The organism is Altererythrobacter sp. (genome assembly GCF_050299635.1).
In the GTDB taxonomy this organism is placed as follows: domain Bacteria; phylum Pseudomonadota; class Alphaproteobacteria; order Sphingomonadales; family Sphingomonadaceae; genus Erythrobacter.
In genome coordinates, this window is record NZ_JBNKWF010000004.1 from 20,926 (window position 1) to 35,552 (window position 14,627).

15 protein-coding genes are annotated in these 14,627 nt (G+C 62.6%); 8 read left to right on the plus strand and 7 right to left on the minus strand.

All coding sequences use genetic code 11. The annotated features are described in order from the left end of the window. Window positions 1-6: 6 nt before the first annotated feature. A complete protein-coding gene (locus tag ACQY6C_RS02835) occupies window positions 7-945 on the minus strand; it encodes an alpha/beta hydrolase (RefSeq protein ID WP_427964424.1) in 939 nt (312 codons plus the stop codon). A 91-nt stretch (window positions 946-1,036) separates the two neighbouring features. After that, window positions 1,037-1,804 carry a HesA/MoeB/ThiF family protein gene (locus tag ACQY6C_RS02840; RefSeq protein ID WP_427964768.1) on the minus strand — a complete coding sequence of 256 codons (768 nt, stop codon included), beginning with the start codon at window positions 1,802-1,804 and terminating at the stop codon, window positions 1,037-1,039. A gap of 165 nt (window positions 1,805-1,969) precedes the next feature. Between ACQY6C_RS02840 and ACQY6C_RS02845 the strand changes: the two genes are divergently transcribed. Further along, complete coding sequence (locus ACQY6C_RS02845) at window positions 1,970-2,344, plus strand: hypothetical protein (RefSeq protein ID WP_427964427.1); 375 nt, start codon at window positions 1,970-1,972, stop codon at window positions 2,342-2,344. A gap of 38 nt (window positions 2,345-2,382) precedes the next feature. On the opposite strand, the gene dnaA is transcribed toward ACQY6C_RS02845, so the two are convergent. The 3 genes from dnaA to mutM form a co-directional block, all read right to left on the minus strand. Further along, window positions 2,383-3,846: a chromosomal replication initiator protein DnaA gene (gene dnaA, locus ACQY6C_RS02850; RefSeq protein ID WP_427964430.1), complete on the minus strand. Its 1,464-nt coding sequence runs from the start codon at window positions 3,844-3,846 to the stop codon at window positions 2,383-2,385. 423 nt (window positions 3,847-4,269) lie between these two features. Next, window positions 4,270-4,530, minus strand: a complete 261-nt coding sequence (rpsT, locus tag ACQY6C_RS02855) for a 30S ribosomal protein S20 (RefSeq protein WP_427964433.1) — start codon at window positions 4,528-4,530, stop codon at window positions 4,270-4,272. Between the two features lie 332 nt (window positions 4,531-4,862). Further along, on the minus strand, window positions 4,863-5,678 hold the full coding sequence (mutM, locus tag ACQY6C_RS02860) for a bifunctional DNA-formamidopyrimidine glycosylase/DNA-(apurinic or apyrimidinic site) lyase (RefSeq protein WP_427964436.1): 816 nt from the start codon (window positions 5,676-5,678) through the stop codon (window positions 4,863-4,865). Window positions 5,679-5,889: 211 nt separating this feature from the next. On the opposite strand from mutM, the gene ACQY6C_RS02865 reads away from it, so the two are divergent. The 3 genes from ACQY6C_RS02865 to ACQY6C_RS02875 are packed head-to-tail and all read left to right on the plus strand — an operon-like array spanning window position 5,890 to window position 9,330. After that, window positions 5,890-6,621 carry a class I SAM-dependent methyltransferase gene (locus tag ACQY6C_RS02865; protein ID WP_427964439.1) on the plus strand — a complete coding sequence of 244 codons (732 nt, stop codon included), beginning with the start codon at window positions 5,890-5,892 and terminating at the stop codon, window positions 6,619-6,621. 1 nt (window position 6,622) lies between these two features. Beyond that, on the plus strand, window positions 6,623-8,179 hold the full coding sequence (gene ubiB, locus ACQY6C_RS02870; protein WP_427964442.1) for a 2-polyprenylphenol 6-hydroxylase: 1,557 nt from the start codon (window positions 6,623-6,625) through the stop codon (window positions 8,177-8,179). Between the two features lie 14 nt (window positions 8,180-8,193). Next, window positions 8,194-9,330 carry a hypothetical protein gene (locus ACQY6C_RS02875; RefSeq protein WP_427964445.1) on the plus strand — a complete coding sequence of 379 codons (1,137 nt, stop codon included), beginning with the start codon at window positions 8,194-8,196 and terminating at the stop codon, window positions 9,328-9,330. Between the two features lie 93 nt (window positions 9,331-9,423). On the opposite strand, the gene ACQY6C_RS02880 is transcribed toward ACQY6C_RS02875, so the two are convergent. Continuing rightward, window positions 9,424-9,819 (minus strand): DUF4345 family protein, encoded by a 396-nt coding sequence (locus ACQY6C_RS02880; protein ID WP_427964448.1) that lies wholly within the window; start codon window positions 9,817-9,819, stop codon window positions 9,424-9,426. A gap of 193 nt (window positions 9,820-10,012) precedes the next feature. On the opposite strand from ACQY6C_RS02880, the gene ACQY6C_RS02885 reads away from it, so the two are divergent. From ACQY6C_RS02885 to ACQY6C_RS02900, 4 genes are read left to right on the plus strand one after another with little or no spacing between them, the layout of a single operon-like run. Then, on the plus strand, window positions 10,013-11,731 hold the full coding sequence (locus ACQY6C_RS02885; protein WP_427964451.1) for a bifunctional phosphopantothenoylcysteine decarboxylase/phosphopantothenate synthase: 1,719 nt from the start codon (window positions 10,013-10,015) through the stop codon (window positions 11,729-11,731). Further along, entirely contained in the window at window positions 11,712-12,185 is a 474-nt protein-coding gene (gene dut / locus ACQY6C_RS02890; RefSeq protein WP_427964454.1) for a dUTP diphosphatase, read from the plus strand. Before ACQY6C_RS02885 ends, dut begins: the two co-directional genes overlap by 20 nt. A gap of 55 nt (window positions 12,186-12,240) precedes the next feature. Further along, window positions 12,241-12,615, plus strand: a complete 375-nt coding sequence (locus ACQY6C_RS02895; RefSeq protein ID WP_427964457.1) for a hypothetical protein — start codon at window positions 12,241-12,243, stop codon at window positions 12,613-12,615. 58 nt (window positions 12,616-12,673) lie between these two features. Then, window positions 12,674-13,783, plus strand: coding sequence for a hypothetical protein (locus ACQY6C_RS02900; RefSeq protein ID WP_427964459.1), 1,110 nt, complete (start codon window positions 12,674-12,676; stop codon window positions 13,781-13,783). 73 nt (window positions 13,784-13,856) lie between these two features. On the opposite strand, the gene ACQY6C_RS02905 is transcribed toward ACQY6C_RS02900, so the two are convergent. Continuing rightward, complete coding sequence (locus ACQY6C_RS02905; protein WP_427964462.1) at window positions 13,857-14,546, minus strand: DUF4136 domain-containing protein; 690 nt, start codon at window positions 14,544-14,546, stop codon at window positions 13,857-13,859. Window positions 14,547-14,627 lie beyond the last annotated feature (81 nt).

Below are 14,627 nucleotides of genomic sequence, written 5' to 3' on the forward strand. Positions count from 1 at the left end.
GAACAGCTATTGCTCGCGGTCGAGAAAGCCGTGCATTTTCAGCCAGCTCGCGAAGGCATCAAACCAACCGGTACTGGTCGTCGTCTTGTCATACATGCCGAAGCCATGGCCGCCTTGCTCGTAGAGATGAAATTCGACCGGTCGGCCCGCATCGCGCCAACTCTGGATGATCCCGTAACCGGCGTTGCCGAACAGCGGATCGTCCGCCGCCAGCGCGACGAAGAGTGGCGGCGCGTCGGGCGCGACGACCGTCTCCGTCATTGGGCCATAGATGTCGCCGAGGAATGCGGGATCGGCATCCTTGACTGCCAACTCAGTGGATATGGTCAGCATCGCGCCGGCGGAAAAGCCGATCATGCCGATGCGATCGGGATCGATTCCCCACTCGCCCGCGCGGGACCGGATAAGGGCAAATGCCGCGCGCGAATCGTCAAGTTGGGGTTTGATTGCGGCTGAGGCCTGCTCCGCGGTCAACTTGCCCTGTCGCAGCGGCCGCGGCATTCCCGGTCGTTGCGGATTGGCGAACTCGGCAAGATCGGCCGGTGTCTGGTTCAGCCGGTATTTGAGTACAAAGGCAGCGACGCCTCGCTCCGCCAGGGACTTGGCAACCGCCCAGCCTTCGTTTTTCATCGACAATGTACGGAAACCGCCACCGGGGGCGACGATCACTGCCGCGCCGCTCGCATTCGCCGGGTCGGGCAGGAAAGGCATCAGTGTAGCTTCGGTCACATTGCGGGCGAAGGGGCTGCCGTACTGGCTGTGCCAGCTTTCGCCTGTTGTTGCGCCAGGCAGTGGACCGGTGTCCAGCGGGATCGAACCGGGCTGCGCTGGGATCTCGATTTCGATCATCCCGTCGTTCTGTGCCATCGCCGGAATGGTGCAGCCGCTGATGGCCAGCGCTACAAGAAATGTCACCAGTCGCGTGGCCGGACACAAAGCAGTCATGTCTGTTTCTCTCCCCAATTCTCCCGTCGTCGGATCACGGGTGCGCCGGGAAGGTAACGCGCTGCGGAGGCACGTCAATTGCGCCTTCGCTTCAGGTCCGGCAGCCTTTGCACTCTGGATCCTTGGGCAGCGTCATCGTCCGCATTCCGGGCTTCATCCCGTCGAGCACATGGAGCTTGCCCCATTGCGGATCGCCGAATGTGCTGACGCCATCCAGCAGGATGCGCACAGCCTGCATCGCGGCGAATGTTCCGGTCCAGCCCGCCATCGCGCCCAGCATCCCGTCTTCGGCGCAGGTGTCGCAATCCTCCGCGTCGAATGCGTCCCCGACAAAGCAGCGATAGCAGGGCTGCCCTTCGAGGTGCCCGGCAAAGGCGCCGACTTGTCCCTGGAAACGCCCGACTGCGGCGCTGAGCAGCGGCACGCCGCAGGCTACGCAGGCATCGGAAACGGCGAGGCGTGTGGCGAAATTATCGGTCCCGTCCACCACGAGATCCGCGCCCCCGATCAATCGGCCTGCGTTGTCCGGGGTTATCCGGGCGTCGCTGATCTCGACTTCCAGCGCCTCGTCGAAATTGGCGAGCCAGCGCCGCGCGCTTACGGCCTTGCCATGGCCCACGTCGCGCTCGGTAAAGATCGTCTGGCGCTGGAGGTTGCTGGCATCGACAACGTCGTCGTCAATCAGCGCGAAGCGACCGATCCCCGCTGCGGCGAGATATTGCAGCACAGGCGAGCCGATCCCGCCCAGCCCGATCAGCGCCACTTTCTTGTCCGCCAGCGCGACCTGACCCGCGCCGCCGATTTCGGGCAGCACGATATGGCGGGCGAAGCGGTCGAGACGTTGCGGGGTGAGTGCCATCGAGCGCGCATAGTGCAGCTTTGCCTGCAGGGGAACCATTCACGGCAAAGAGACGAGCTTAGCTGCCCGTTAACGCCTGCCTCTTAAGCGAATCAGGTGCTGCCGAATCCGACGCGGCTGGCAGCTCGAGAGGAAAGCTCGCGCCGCACAGGGCTGAGGGGAAACATGGATCCAATCGTTACCTGCATTGACCGGCTCGAAGAGATTGTTGGCGACTTCAAGCAAGTCGCCCGGACGGCCGACAACAATATGGTGCGCGACATTCTGGCGCTAAGATCCGCCTATGCGGCGGAGATCGCCAAGCTGTTCACGGCTGTGGCCGAAGACGCCAGACTCAAGGCCAATCCCCAGATCGCGGAGGAGTTCCAGCGCCGCTTCATGGAAGCGCGCCACCTGATCGCGAAGATGCAGACGCGCTGGCGTGTGGCCGATATCGAGAACGATCCGCACGGCTATCTCGAAGATATTCGCATGATCGACGCCCATAGCGCCGGTGCGCGCGAATGGGGCAAGCGCGCCCTGCAGAAGGCAGCGGCCTGACGGGTATCAACCCGCCAGGCGCCTCCCTCCCAAAACTCTCAGCTTTCCAGCTGGCGCAGCAGGCTGCGCACATCGCCATCCATGTCCGCGTCACGCTGCCGCAGATCCTCGATCAGGCGGACCGCGTGAATCACCGTCGAGTGGTCGCGTCCGCCAAACTTGCGCCCGATTTCGGGATAGCTGCGCGGAGTGAGTACCTTTGACAGGTACATCGCCACCTGACGCGGGCGGACGACTGCGCGTGCGCGGCGCTTGGATGACATTTCCGAACGGTCGATGCGATAGAACTGACAAACCGTGCGTTGAATCTCGTCGATCGTGATGCGGCGGCGGTTGGCCGAGAGTATATCGGTCAGCTGTTCCTCTGCCAGCTGGAGCGAAACCTCCTGCCCCGTCAGCTGGGCGTAGGCGATCAGCTTGTTGAGGCCGCCCACCAGCTCGCGCACATTGCGCGTGATGGTGCGGGCGAGGAAATCGATCACATCGTCGGGCACGTCGAGCGGGGCAAAGCGCGTGAGTTTCGATTCGAGAATCGAGCGGCGCAATTCGATGTCGGCGGCCTGGATATCCGCGACCAGTCCCATGGAAAGGCGGCTGAGCAGGCGCGGTTCCACCCCGTCGAGCGCTTGCGGTGCCCGGTCGGCGGCGAAGACCAGCCGCTTGCCTTCGGCCAGCAGCGCATCGATCGTATAGAGCAGCTCTTCCTGCGCGCTGGCCTTGCCGATGATGAACTGGATATCGTCCACGAGCAGCAGGTCGAAGCTACGCAGGCGCGCCTTGAACTCGATCATCTGGTTCTGTTTCAGCGCCTGGACGAATTCGACCATGAAGCGCTCGGCGCTGCAGTAGAAGATGCGCGCGCGGGGGTGGGCCGATAGATAGGCGTGGCCGATGGCGTGCAACAGGTGCGTCTTGCCCTGGCCGGTCGCAGCCTTGAGGTAGAGCGGCGAGAATTGCGGCTGTTCCGTCGCTGCCATGCGTTCGGCAGCGTTCTTGGCGAGGATGTTGGTCTCGCCGGTGACGAAGGCGGCGAAGGTAAGCGACGGGTCGAGCCCGACCGAGCTGGTGAAGCCGGCATCGCCAATCGTGCCCGCAGCTACCGCTATGACGCTGGTATCGCCGCCGTCATTGGCTGCCCGGCGGCCGCTGTCGAGACGCAGTTCGGGAAGCTGGCGGCGGCCCGGATGGACCTGGATCCGCACCTTGCGCACTTCGCTGCGCGCGATCTTCCACGCGAGCTGAAGCCGGTCATGGAATCGGTCGTTCACCCAATTGGCCGAGAACTCGGTTGGCAGGAACAGATCAAGCGTTCCGCTGTCCTTGCAGAAGCTGCCCAGCTGAATCGGCTTGATCCACTGGCTGTGCAGCTGGTGGCCGAGATCCTTGCGAAGTCCCTGGCTGATATCAGCCCAGTCAGCCGCAAGATTTACAGCCTCTGCATCTTCCATCAAATCCTCGTCGATCTTTTTCGTGGCCCGAGCGTTATCGTTCTTGTGCACCATCTTATACCATATCCCATCCGTACCCCGGAACGTGTCCGGAGTTCGCCCCCGACGTTACGACAGGCAAAGCTACGCCACCCCCCGGAATCGTGATTCCGGGCTTGCCCCCATCGTGCAAAATGTAAGAACCCAGGCTGTCCCGCCCCGAGTGAGATATGACTTATCTACGCCTTTCTTTTTGGCGCAAGGGGTGGGGGTGCAAAAAAACTGAAATATTTGTGTTGACTCGCCGCAACCCCGCAGACTTCCGTTCAAATCATTGAAAAATAGAGTTTTATTGAGTCAGGCGCCGCGAATCGCGGGGAATCCTAAGGTTTCGGGCAATGCGCTTTCGATGCTGCATTGCGGTAACAAAAGGGCCGCACCCAATCGGGCCGGCCCTTGTGCTGAAAACGGTTGTCGATCCGCTTTGGATCGACCGAATCAGAGTGCAGCGACTCGCTTCGAAAGACGCGACATCTTGCGTGAAGCGGTGTTCTTGTGAAGCACGCCGCGCGCAACGCCGCGAGCGATTTCAGGCTGAGCTGCCTTGAGCGCTTCCGAAGCCGCAGACTTGTCGCCACCGGCGATCGCAGTCTCGACCTTCTTCACGAAGTTGCGAATGCGGCTCATGCGGGCGCCATTGATTTCGGCGCGGCGGTTGTTGCGACGGATGCGCTTGCGGGCTTGCGGCGTATTGGCCATGTCTGTCCTATTCTCGGGCCACCCGTCAGGCGACCGCTTTACTCGTTAAACCTGTTTGCAGAAACGGCGATTCACGCCGGAAAGCGGCGCACATAGTCACAGGAGCGCAAATCGTCAACTTCTGCGTGCGTTCTGGTTGATTCCTTTGTTTGATGCGGATTGCAAATCCGTGCAATCCTTGCTGCGCTGGCCCACTCGCCCCTGCGAGCCTATGGCTCGGAGTTCTGTTTCCCGAACCGAAGGTGCGCAAGGCCGACTGTCCGCCCGCAGGTGCCCGGAGCGAAGCGGAGGAATAGCACCGAGGATGCACCCGCGGATGCGGGTGCAAGAAGCTAGCGTTGGCACTTCGGGCAATACCACGTGCTGCGCCCTCCTTGCGCGAGGCGGCGGACGATCCCGCCGTCCTCTCGCCGGCATGGTTCGCCTTCACGGCCATAGACATCGAAGCGCGTGGCAAAATAGCCCAGCTCGCCATCGGGCGCGGCATAGTCGCGCAGGGTGGAACCGCCATCGCCGATCGACTGCGTGAGCACGTCCTTGATTGCTGGGACGAGCCGTTCGATCTGAGGGCGCGTGACCTTCCCGCCCGGCTTGCGCGGGTGGATGCCTGCGCGCCACAGCGCCTCGCACACATATATATTGCCGAGCCCGGCCACGACCCTCTGATCGAGCAGGCACAGTTTGATGGCCTGCTTGCGGCCGGTGAGCGCAGATTTGAGACGGGCTGGCGTGAACGCATCACCCAGCGGTTCCGGCCCCATAGTAGCGAAGATGGGCCAGGCCTCGAGATCCGCTGTGCCCACAAGATCGACCGACCCGAAGCGGCGCGGATCGCACAGGGCGAAGCGGTTGCTGGCGGTCTCGATCACGACGTGGTCGTGCTTGTCGTCCTCGGACGGATCGATTCTCCAGCGGCCGCTCATGCCCAAGTGGAACACCAAGGTCTGGTCACGGTCGGTGTGGATCAGCCCATATTTGGCACGGCGGCCCAGCGAAGTGACCTGAGCGCCCGTCAGAACCTGTACAAGTTCGGGCGGGAAGGGGCGGCGCAGATCGGCCCGGTTCAGCGTCACGCGCGTAATGCGTTCGCCTTCCATGAACCGCGCAAGTCCACGCACCGTTGTCTCGACTTCGGGAAGTTCCGGCATCTTTCCTCCGGCGGCAGGCAACCCTCCGCGCATCGAGAGCTCGGCCCGCCCGATGCGGTACCGGCCCTCTCCCCTGCCCAACCACCCGATAGGCTATCGGTCAAGATATCGGGTGGTTGGGCAGAGGAGAGGGCCGGGCCCGGGCGCGGGAGTTTGGCGCAGCCGAACTCCGAATAGACGCCACACGAATAAACTCCTAAGGCGCGCGGCGATGAGCGAAAAAGTTTCTTTCGGCTACGAAGATGTAGCCCCAGACGAGAAGACCCGCCGCGTGGGTGCGGTCTTTTCCAGCGTCGCGTCCAAATACGATGTGATGAACGATGCCATGTCGGGTGGCATGCACCGCCTTTGGAAGGATCGCTTCGTGCGCCGGGTCAAGCCACAGCCGGGCGAAGCGGTGCTCGATATGGCGGGAGGCACAGGCGACATCGCGTTCCGCATGGCGGCGCGCGGGGCGGAAGTGACCGTGGCCGATATCAATCAGGACATGCTTGATGTCGGGATTGAGCGCGCGATGGAACGCGGGATCACCGGGCTCACCTGGTCGAACCAGAATGCGGAGAAGCTGACCTATCCCTCGCGGACTTTCGATGCCTATACGATCGTGTTCGGTATCCGGAACGTGACCGATATTCCTGCCGCGCTGAAAGAGGCGCACCGGGTTCTCAGCTACGGCGGACGGTTCTTCTGCATGGAGTTCAGCACCACCGATTGGCCGGGATTCAAGGAAATCTACGACCTCTATTCGCACAAGCTGATGCCCAAGATCGGCAAGGTGATCGCAGATGACGAGGACAGCTATCGCTACCTTGCCGAATCGATCCGCCGCTTTCCGCCGATGCCGGAGTTCGAGAGGATGATCCGCGATGCGGGTTTCGTGAACACGCGGGTTGAGGCGATCCTGGGCGGCGCGGTCGCGATCCATTCGGGGTGGAAAATATAGAGTGCCGAGGCCGGCTACGCATATCTGGCGGTTGCTGAAATGGGGCCGGACGCTGGCGCGGCATGGCGCATTGCGCGGGATCGAACGCGATCCAAATACGCCAGTGCCGGTCAAGCGCCTGGCGCGCCTTGCGCGTTTCGGCACCTTCCAGCCGCAGGTCCCCGATTACGCCGGGGCTTTCCAGGATATCGGCCCTGCCGCAATCAAGCTGGGCCAGACGCTGGCAACGCGGCCCGATCTGGTAGGGGATGAGGCTGCGCACAACCTCCTGTCGCTGCAGGACAGCTTGCCGCCGGTTCCCTTCGAGCAGATAGAGGCCTCAATCGCAGCAAGCTTCGGCAGACCGGTCGAGCAGCTTTTCAGCGAGATCGATCCCGAGCCGGTTGGCGCGGCGTCGATCGCGCAGGTTCACCGCGCAGTCACGACCGAAGGCAAGCAGGTCGCCGTCAAGGTGCTGCGGCCCGGTATCCGCGAACGCTTCGCGCGGGACATCGGCACTTATGAATGGGCGGCGGCGCATCTGGAGGCGCTGGGCGGCGAAGCGGCGCGGCTCAGGCCTCGGCTCACCATCGCCAATTTCAAGCGCTGGACCAATCGCGAACTCGACTTGCGGCGCGAGGCTGCCTCGGCTTCCGAGCTGGCGGAGGGGACGAAGGGCGTCCAGGGCTATCGCATCCCCGAAATTGACTGGGACCGCACAAATGGCCGTGTGATGACGGTCGAATGGGTCGATGGCGTCAAGATCAGCAAGATCGAGGAGCTGAAGTCCAGGGGGCACGATCTGCCCGCGCTCGCTTCGCGGCTGGTGCTGGCATTCCTGACACAGGCGATCAGCTCCGGCTTCTTCCATGCCGACATGCATCAGGGAAACCTGTTCGTGGAGGACGATGGCACGATCGTGGCGATCGATTTCGGCATCATGGGCCGGATCGACCGGCGCGCGCGGCAATGGCTGGCGGAAATCCTCTATGGCCTCACCACCGGCAATTATCGCCGCGTGGCCGAAATCCATTTCGAGGCGCAATATGTGCCGAGCTATCACTCGGTCGATGAGTTCGCGACGGCCCTGCGCGCTGTGGGCGAACCGATGCGCGGCAAGCCGGTGAGCGAGCTTTCGGTCGGGCAGATGCTCGACGGGTTGTTCGCTATCACGCGCGATTTCGACATGCAGACCCAGCCGCATCTGCTGTTGCTGCAAAAGACCATGGTAATGGTCGAGGGGATCGCGACGCAGCTCCACCCAGAAATCAATATGTGGGACGTTTCCGCGCCTTTCGTGCGTAGCTGGATTCGCGACGAGTTGGGGCCCGAGGCTGCGCTGGCAGACCGGATTCGTGAAGACACGCAGACACTACTGCGCCTGCCCGGCCTACTCCGCCGCATCGAGGACCGCTTCCCGCCCAAGGGTGGTGCGCCAGAGCAGCCACCGCTGCCCGATGTTGAGTTGATGTGGGAGAATCGTGCGGGCCAATCTCGCCGCTGGCTAGGATATCTGTTTTCCGCCGTGCTCGGTGCGGGCGTCGTCGCAGGAGCGCTCAGTCTCGGCTGGATCGGCTAGCAGGGGCTTGGGGGATGGAAGCGCCGACGCATTTCGCCGGGATTGACAGGAGAGCGGCGCGCCTCCTGCTGCTGGCAATTGCCGCGGTGCTGGCGCTGGCCGCGCTGACCTGGCAGCCGTCGCCGCCGCAATTGCTCTCTGTTGACACCCAGGCGATCCCCACCGCCCAGGCTGAGGCCCGGACTGGGAATGCGTCCTCCCCGGCACCCCAACAGGAGGGAGAAGAGGCGCAATCAGCGACCCGCGACGTCGATCTTGCGCTTTATGATGCGATTACGGCGCGCGTTGCAGCGGGCGAGAACTATTACCAGGTTGCTGTTGCCGAACAGCGGGCGCGCAATTTCCCTGTCCGTCCCGGCTTCGCGGTACGTTTGCCGACTCTGGCGGTGACGAGCGCCGCTCTTGGCCCGCTGATTTTCATTGTGGCGCTGCTGCTCGCTGCACTGACGGGCTTTGCCTGGTGGCGGCGGCTGACGCCGATCCTGGACAGGCCTGCGCGCCGCGTGATTGCACTCGGTCTTCTGGGTTGGGGAGCAGCGGTGGGCTTCAAGCCAATGTATTTCGTGCTCCATGAAGCATGGTCGGGCATGTTTCTGGCCCTGGCGCTGGCCTTGCACAGCCCGGGGCGTTGGCGCGGCGCGTGGATTGCCGCGGCGCTGGCACTGGCGATTCGCGAACACGCGCTGCCTTTCGTCATGCTGATGGGCGCACTGGCGCTTTGGCGGCGTGACTGGCGCGAGATGGCGGCCTGGAGCTTGCTGGTGGCGGGCTTTGTCGCTCTGCTGGCCTACCATGTCAGCCTGGTCGGCCAATTGACCGGCCCACAGGATCCCTTGTCGTCGTCCTGGTTGGCGCTGCGCGGTCCGGGTGGGTGGATCGAGTTCATCGTGCTGTGCACCGGGCTTTACCTGTTACCCGCGTGGCTTGCCGCGCCGCTCGTCCTGCTTCCTTTGCTCGGCTGGGCCGGATTGAAGGATCGGTTGGGGCTCGAGGCGCTGCTGCTCTTCGCAGGCTATGGCCTTCTGTTCATGATCGCCGGGCGGGCCAACAATTTCTATTGGGGGCTGATGGTTGCCCCGGCTTGGTTCGTTGGCCTCTATTGGGTCCCAGGCGCGCTGCGCGATCTATGGCATTCGGCGCGCGCGAATTAGAACATTCTTGATGGCGTCGATCCGGATTCGGCGTAGCTAATTCCTGCGCCCCGCTCCGGCCCTCTCCGCCACCCGGTATTTTCTCTACGCGACCTAATCTTCGGTTATCAGCCTGTGATGCGGAAGGATGCGGCTGGCATAGAGCGCCACGCCTGCCGTCACGGCCTCGATCACCATCGGCTGCAGCCAGCCTTCATAGGTGCCATCCTGCGCCAGCCCCAGAAAGCGGCCGAGCAGTGCGATCGTCATCAGTGCAGCGCTGACCAGCAGCGGATCGCCGTTGCGCGCCCAGCCGCCCCAGATCATGCAGCCGCCTGCGACAACAAAGAATGCCGTCATGTCGGCACGGATTGTCGCCAGCCCGTGCGCTCCCTTCGACGCCAGGCCGAAGGCCGCGCCATACCCGGCCGGGTCCAGCAGGAAGCTGACGCCCATCAGCACGAAAAACAGCCCCCCAACGAACAGCAGTGCGCGTAGAACCAGGACCATGGCATCTTCCCCCTTTGTCTTTGAATTGTGTGTTAGCCGTTTGTTAGGGCCGTGCTAGGTAAAATTTAACCACTAATCGGCAGGCTTGGCTGGGGCGAGCAGTAGCGCTAGGCTCGTTTTCCGCGGATCGTAAACAGGGGGGCTCTCCTAAGACTATGTGTGTTTCGCTGTGTGTCGGCACGGGATTTGACGTGTGAACGGCGCCAAACCCAAGATTCTGCTGGTTGTTGGTGGCGGTATCGCCGCCTACAAATCGTGCGAGCTCGTCCGGCTGATCCGCAAGGGCGGAGGCGATGTCACTTGCGTCGTGACCGAAGGTGGCCAGCAATTCGTTACACCCATGGCGCTCGCCGCGCTCTCCGAAAATCCGGTTCACACTACGCTGTGGGACCTGAAGAACGAAGCGGAGATGGGGCATATAGAGCTCAGCCGCGAGGCCGACCTGCTGGTGGTCTGTCCCGCCACGGCGGATCTCATGGCAAAGATGGCTACCGGCATTGCCGATGATCTTGCGACCACGCTGATCCTTGCGACCGACAAGCCGGTGATGGCGGTCCCCGCCATGAATGTGCGCATGTGGGAACACGAAGCGACGCAGCGCAATGTCACTTGGCTCAGGCAGGCTGGTGTGCAGGTGCTCGATCCCGATGAAGGACCGATGGCCTGCGGCGAGTTTGGCTATGGCCGCTTGCCCGAACCCGACGCGATCTGGGCAGAGATTGCCGCGCATTTTGGCATCAAGGTCGACACGCCTGCACCTGCCGCTGCTGTGGCCAAGGTAGCAAAGCCGGCAGAGGCTAAAGAAAACGAAGTCGAAGCGATCGAGCCCGAGGAAGCGCCGAGGGGCGGCGGGCTGGGCGGATTGCTTGCTTCGATCATCCCGCGTTCGACTGCCAAGCGTACCGCAGAGGAAATCGAAGCCGAATATCTCGAAGCCGATGAAGCGGTTGCCGAGGGCGCAGAGGCTGGCGAAGACCTGGATGCAGACGAAGTGGCTGCTGGCGAAGAGGAGGTTGCACCCGATGCGGTGCCCGATCTCGGCGGCCCGCTCATGGCGCAGAAAGGCGCAGCCAAGTCCGCTCCGCCGACCGATGCCGAAGCGATCAATCATACCGTCAAGGAAGGCGCTGCCGAGCCGGAGCCTATCCCCGAAGAGGGCGAGGAAGAAGCCGGCGAACCCGAGCGGCCCGAAGATGTTTCCGAGCGAGAGGACGATGCGCTCGAAGGCGACGCATTCAAGGTCAAGAAGGGGCACCAACCGCTCAAGGGACGGCATGTGCTCATCACCGCCGGGCCGACCTGGGAAGCGATCGATCCGGTGCGCTACATTGCCAATCGTTCATCGGGCAAGCAGGGCTTCACGATTGCTGCGGCCGCTGCCGCGCTGGGCGCTAAGGTCACGCTGGTCGCGGGGCCGGTTTCGCTGCAGACACCCAAGGGCGTTGACCGCATCAATGTGGAAAGCGCACGCGACATGGCCGAAGTGGTACGCGAATCGCTGCCCGCCGATGTGGCGATCATGGTTGCCGCCGTCGCCGACTGGCGGCCAAAGGAATATCGCGGCGAGAAGATGAAAAAACGCGGCTCGGCTCCTCCGGCTCTGGTGCTTGAGGAGAACCCGGATATTCTCACCAATGTCTCCGCTTCCGATACGCGGCCTGAACTGGTCGTCGGCTTTGCTGCCGAGACCGAGGATGTGATCGAGAACGCCACTGCCAAGCGCAAGCGCAAGGCCTGCGACTGGGTAATCGCCAATGATGTTTCAGGCGATGTCATGGGCGGGGATCTGAACAAGGTTCACATCGTAACCGGCGAAGGTGTGGAGAGCCTGGACGAAATGCCCAAGCTGGATGTTGCCATGGAGCTGGTAGAGCGGATAGCAGCCGCTCTTGATGGAACAAACGACGCATAACGATTCCGTAGCGGTCCAGGTCAAGCGCCTACCGCATGGTGAAGGGCTGGACCTGCCGCGCTACGCCACCGATGGTGCCGCGGGCATGGACGTGGTATCTGCCGAAGATGTGACGCTGGCTCCCGGCGCCCGGCATCCGGTTGCGACCGGCCTGGCGTTGGCGATACCGCAGGGATACGAGATCCAGGTCCGCCCGCGCTCCGGCCTCGCGCTCAAGCATGGTGTCACCGTGCCCAACACTCCCGGCACGATCGACAGCGATTATCGCGGCGAGCTCAAGGTCATCATGATCAATCACGGAACGGAGCCCTTCCCGATCGCTCGCGGCGACCGGGTGGCGCAGCTGGTGCTTGCGCCGGTTACACAGGCGGCCTGGGACGAGGTGGATGAGCTCGACGCGACCGTGCGCGGAACCGGCGGCTTCGGCTCGACCGGTGGGCACGAGAGATTGTAGTTCCGGGTTTGAAAGCCCGCTTGCCTGCCATTTCAGTCGTGCCTATTGGAAGCGCGTGATTCTCAGGCGGAAAAATCTGGCATTCGTATGGGCCATGATTGCCGTGGCGCTGTTCATGCGTGCGGCAGTGCCTGCGGGATGGATGCCGGATCAGACCCATGGCGATTCGATCGTCGTACGGATTTGCAATGCAGCGACGACGATCGAGATTCCGCTCAAGCGCGACGGACGCGCGCCGGTTGACGGCAAGCATCATGCGCCGTGCGCCTTTGCCGGATTTGCCGGTGCTGCGCCCTTGCCAGCGGCGATCGACGTGGCGTTGGCCGATGTGGCGGAACAGACTGTCCCGGCTGCTACGCTGGCTCAATTCCAGCTTGGGGTTGCGCGCCGGTTCCGGCCTCCGGGCCGTGCCCCTCCTGTGAAGGGTTGATCAGGTCCTCGCACTGGCGAGGCCTGCCTCTTCTCTCCTTCGATCACAGGATAAAACCATGAAAAGACTGTTTGTTTGCAGCGCAATCGCGCTGCCATTCGCGCTGGGCTCCGTTCCGGCGGAAGCTCAGGATGCGCGCGAAGGCTCCGAACCTCAAGAATCCGCTCCCATCGTCGTCAGCTATGAACCGCTTCATGCAGCGGCAGGCGTGATGAATGACCATATGCACGACAGCGGCGAACTGATGCTGGGCCTGCGCTACCTGCACGAAAGCTCTCGCGGAGCAAACCGTGCGGGAACTCGCACCATATCCGATGCGGATATCCTGGCGTCAGGCTATGTCTCGCGAGCCAGCCAGATGGAAATGGACATGGTGATGCTCGACATCATGTACGCACCCAATGACAATCTCACCTTCATGGTCATGCCGCAGTGGATGCGGCACGAAATGACCATGGTGGGCATCAATCCGGCGAACACCGGCATGGATATGATGGGCGGCATGGATATGAGTGCGGGGCATCACAGCCTCGCCTTCGGACAGAAGATGACCCATTCAACGCAGGGGCTGGCCGATACGCTGGTTTCCGGCTCGCTGCGGCTTGCCCGCTCGCACGGGCTGAACGCTCATGCGACGCTGGGGCTGTGGCTCCCGACAGGCAAGGCCGATCGCAAGAACTCGGACGGCACATTCGTCCATTACGGTATGCAGTCAGGCAGCGGGACATGGGATCTTGAGCCTTCGCTCACGCTGTCGGGCACGAGCGGTTCGTTCGGCTGGGGCGCACAGGGCAGCTATCGCTGGCGCAGCGAGGAGCGCAACAAGTCCGGCTTTTCCTTTGGCGACAAGGCGAAGTTCACTGCCTGGGCCAGCAAACTCATAAGTCCCAGAGCGAGCGTGACAGGGCGCATTTCATGGGAACATGAAGGGCAGGTGCAAGGGCACTATAATGCCGGGCACAACCATTCGGCACCTGCCGATCGCCAGCCCAATTACGGAGGCGATATCGTGTGGGCCGCAACGGGGATCAACATTGCCTTGCCGCTCTCCGGGGCAAAGCCTCCGCAGCTGGGGATCGAGGCATCGATGCCGATCCATCAGAATCTCCACGGAATTCAATTGCCCCGCGATTGGCGGCTGGCGCTGTCACTGACCAAGTCCTACTGATCTGGCACTACGAAAAAGGGCGGCTCCATCGCCGGGGCCGCCCTTCCAATTCTTGTTTGCAGCGTTCGCCCGTTCAGTCGACCTTGCGCACCTTGGTCTTTTCCGGTGCGATGGTGATGCGCAGCGTTTCGCCTGAATTGCCGGGGAAGTCGGTAAACATGGCTTCGACCAGATTGGGCACCAGATAGGGCAGCCTGTTTGAGGTCGAGACGGCCTGCGCCTTGCCTTCAAACAACCGGTCGCCGCTCGCCCTGTCGTCAATCTTCATGTCGATTCCGCTGGTATAGACGGTGTAGCTGCGTACTTCGGGACCGCCGAACCAGGGGTCGTAGAAACCGAAGCCCCAAAGGCTGCGCGGACGATAGAAGCGCGAGCGGTAATAGTAGCGCGAACGATACCACGGATCCCAGAACGGATCGGCAAATCCGGTATCGGTGGTGCGGATCTTCTCACGCCCCTTGTCCACGCCGTAATCGAAGCGAACGAGCAGGCTGGCATCTTCAGGCGATGGCGCCTGAGCATAACCAAGCCGTTCCATCTGCGCTTCAACCAGATCGGCATATTGTGCGAATTCGAGCCCACCGGCGAGCGCGGGGTCATCCGCGACGACAGCGAAGCTCTGGCCCGCAGGAGCCGGCAGTTGCGATTGGAAGCGCGACACATCAGCCTTGAACGGTGTTGCGCAGGCCGCAAGGCTCGCAAGCAGAATCGGCACACTTGCGAGCCTGAGCACTCGGGCAGGGATTCTGGGCGGCTTGAACATTACGGTTACCTCTCAGTTTGAAGCGGTCGCGCAGCGGCACCGCCCTGACTCCAGGCGCACGCTGTCATCGATGGACCGTGT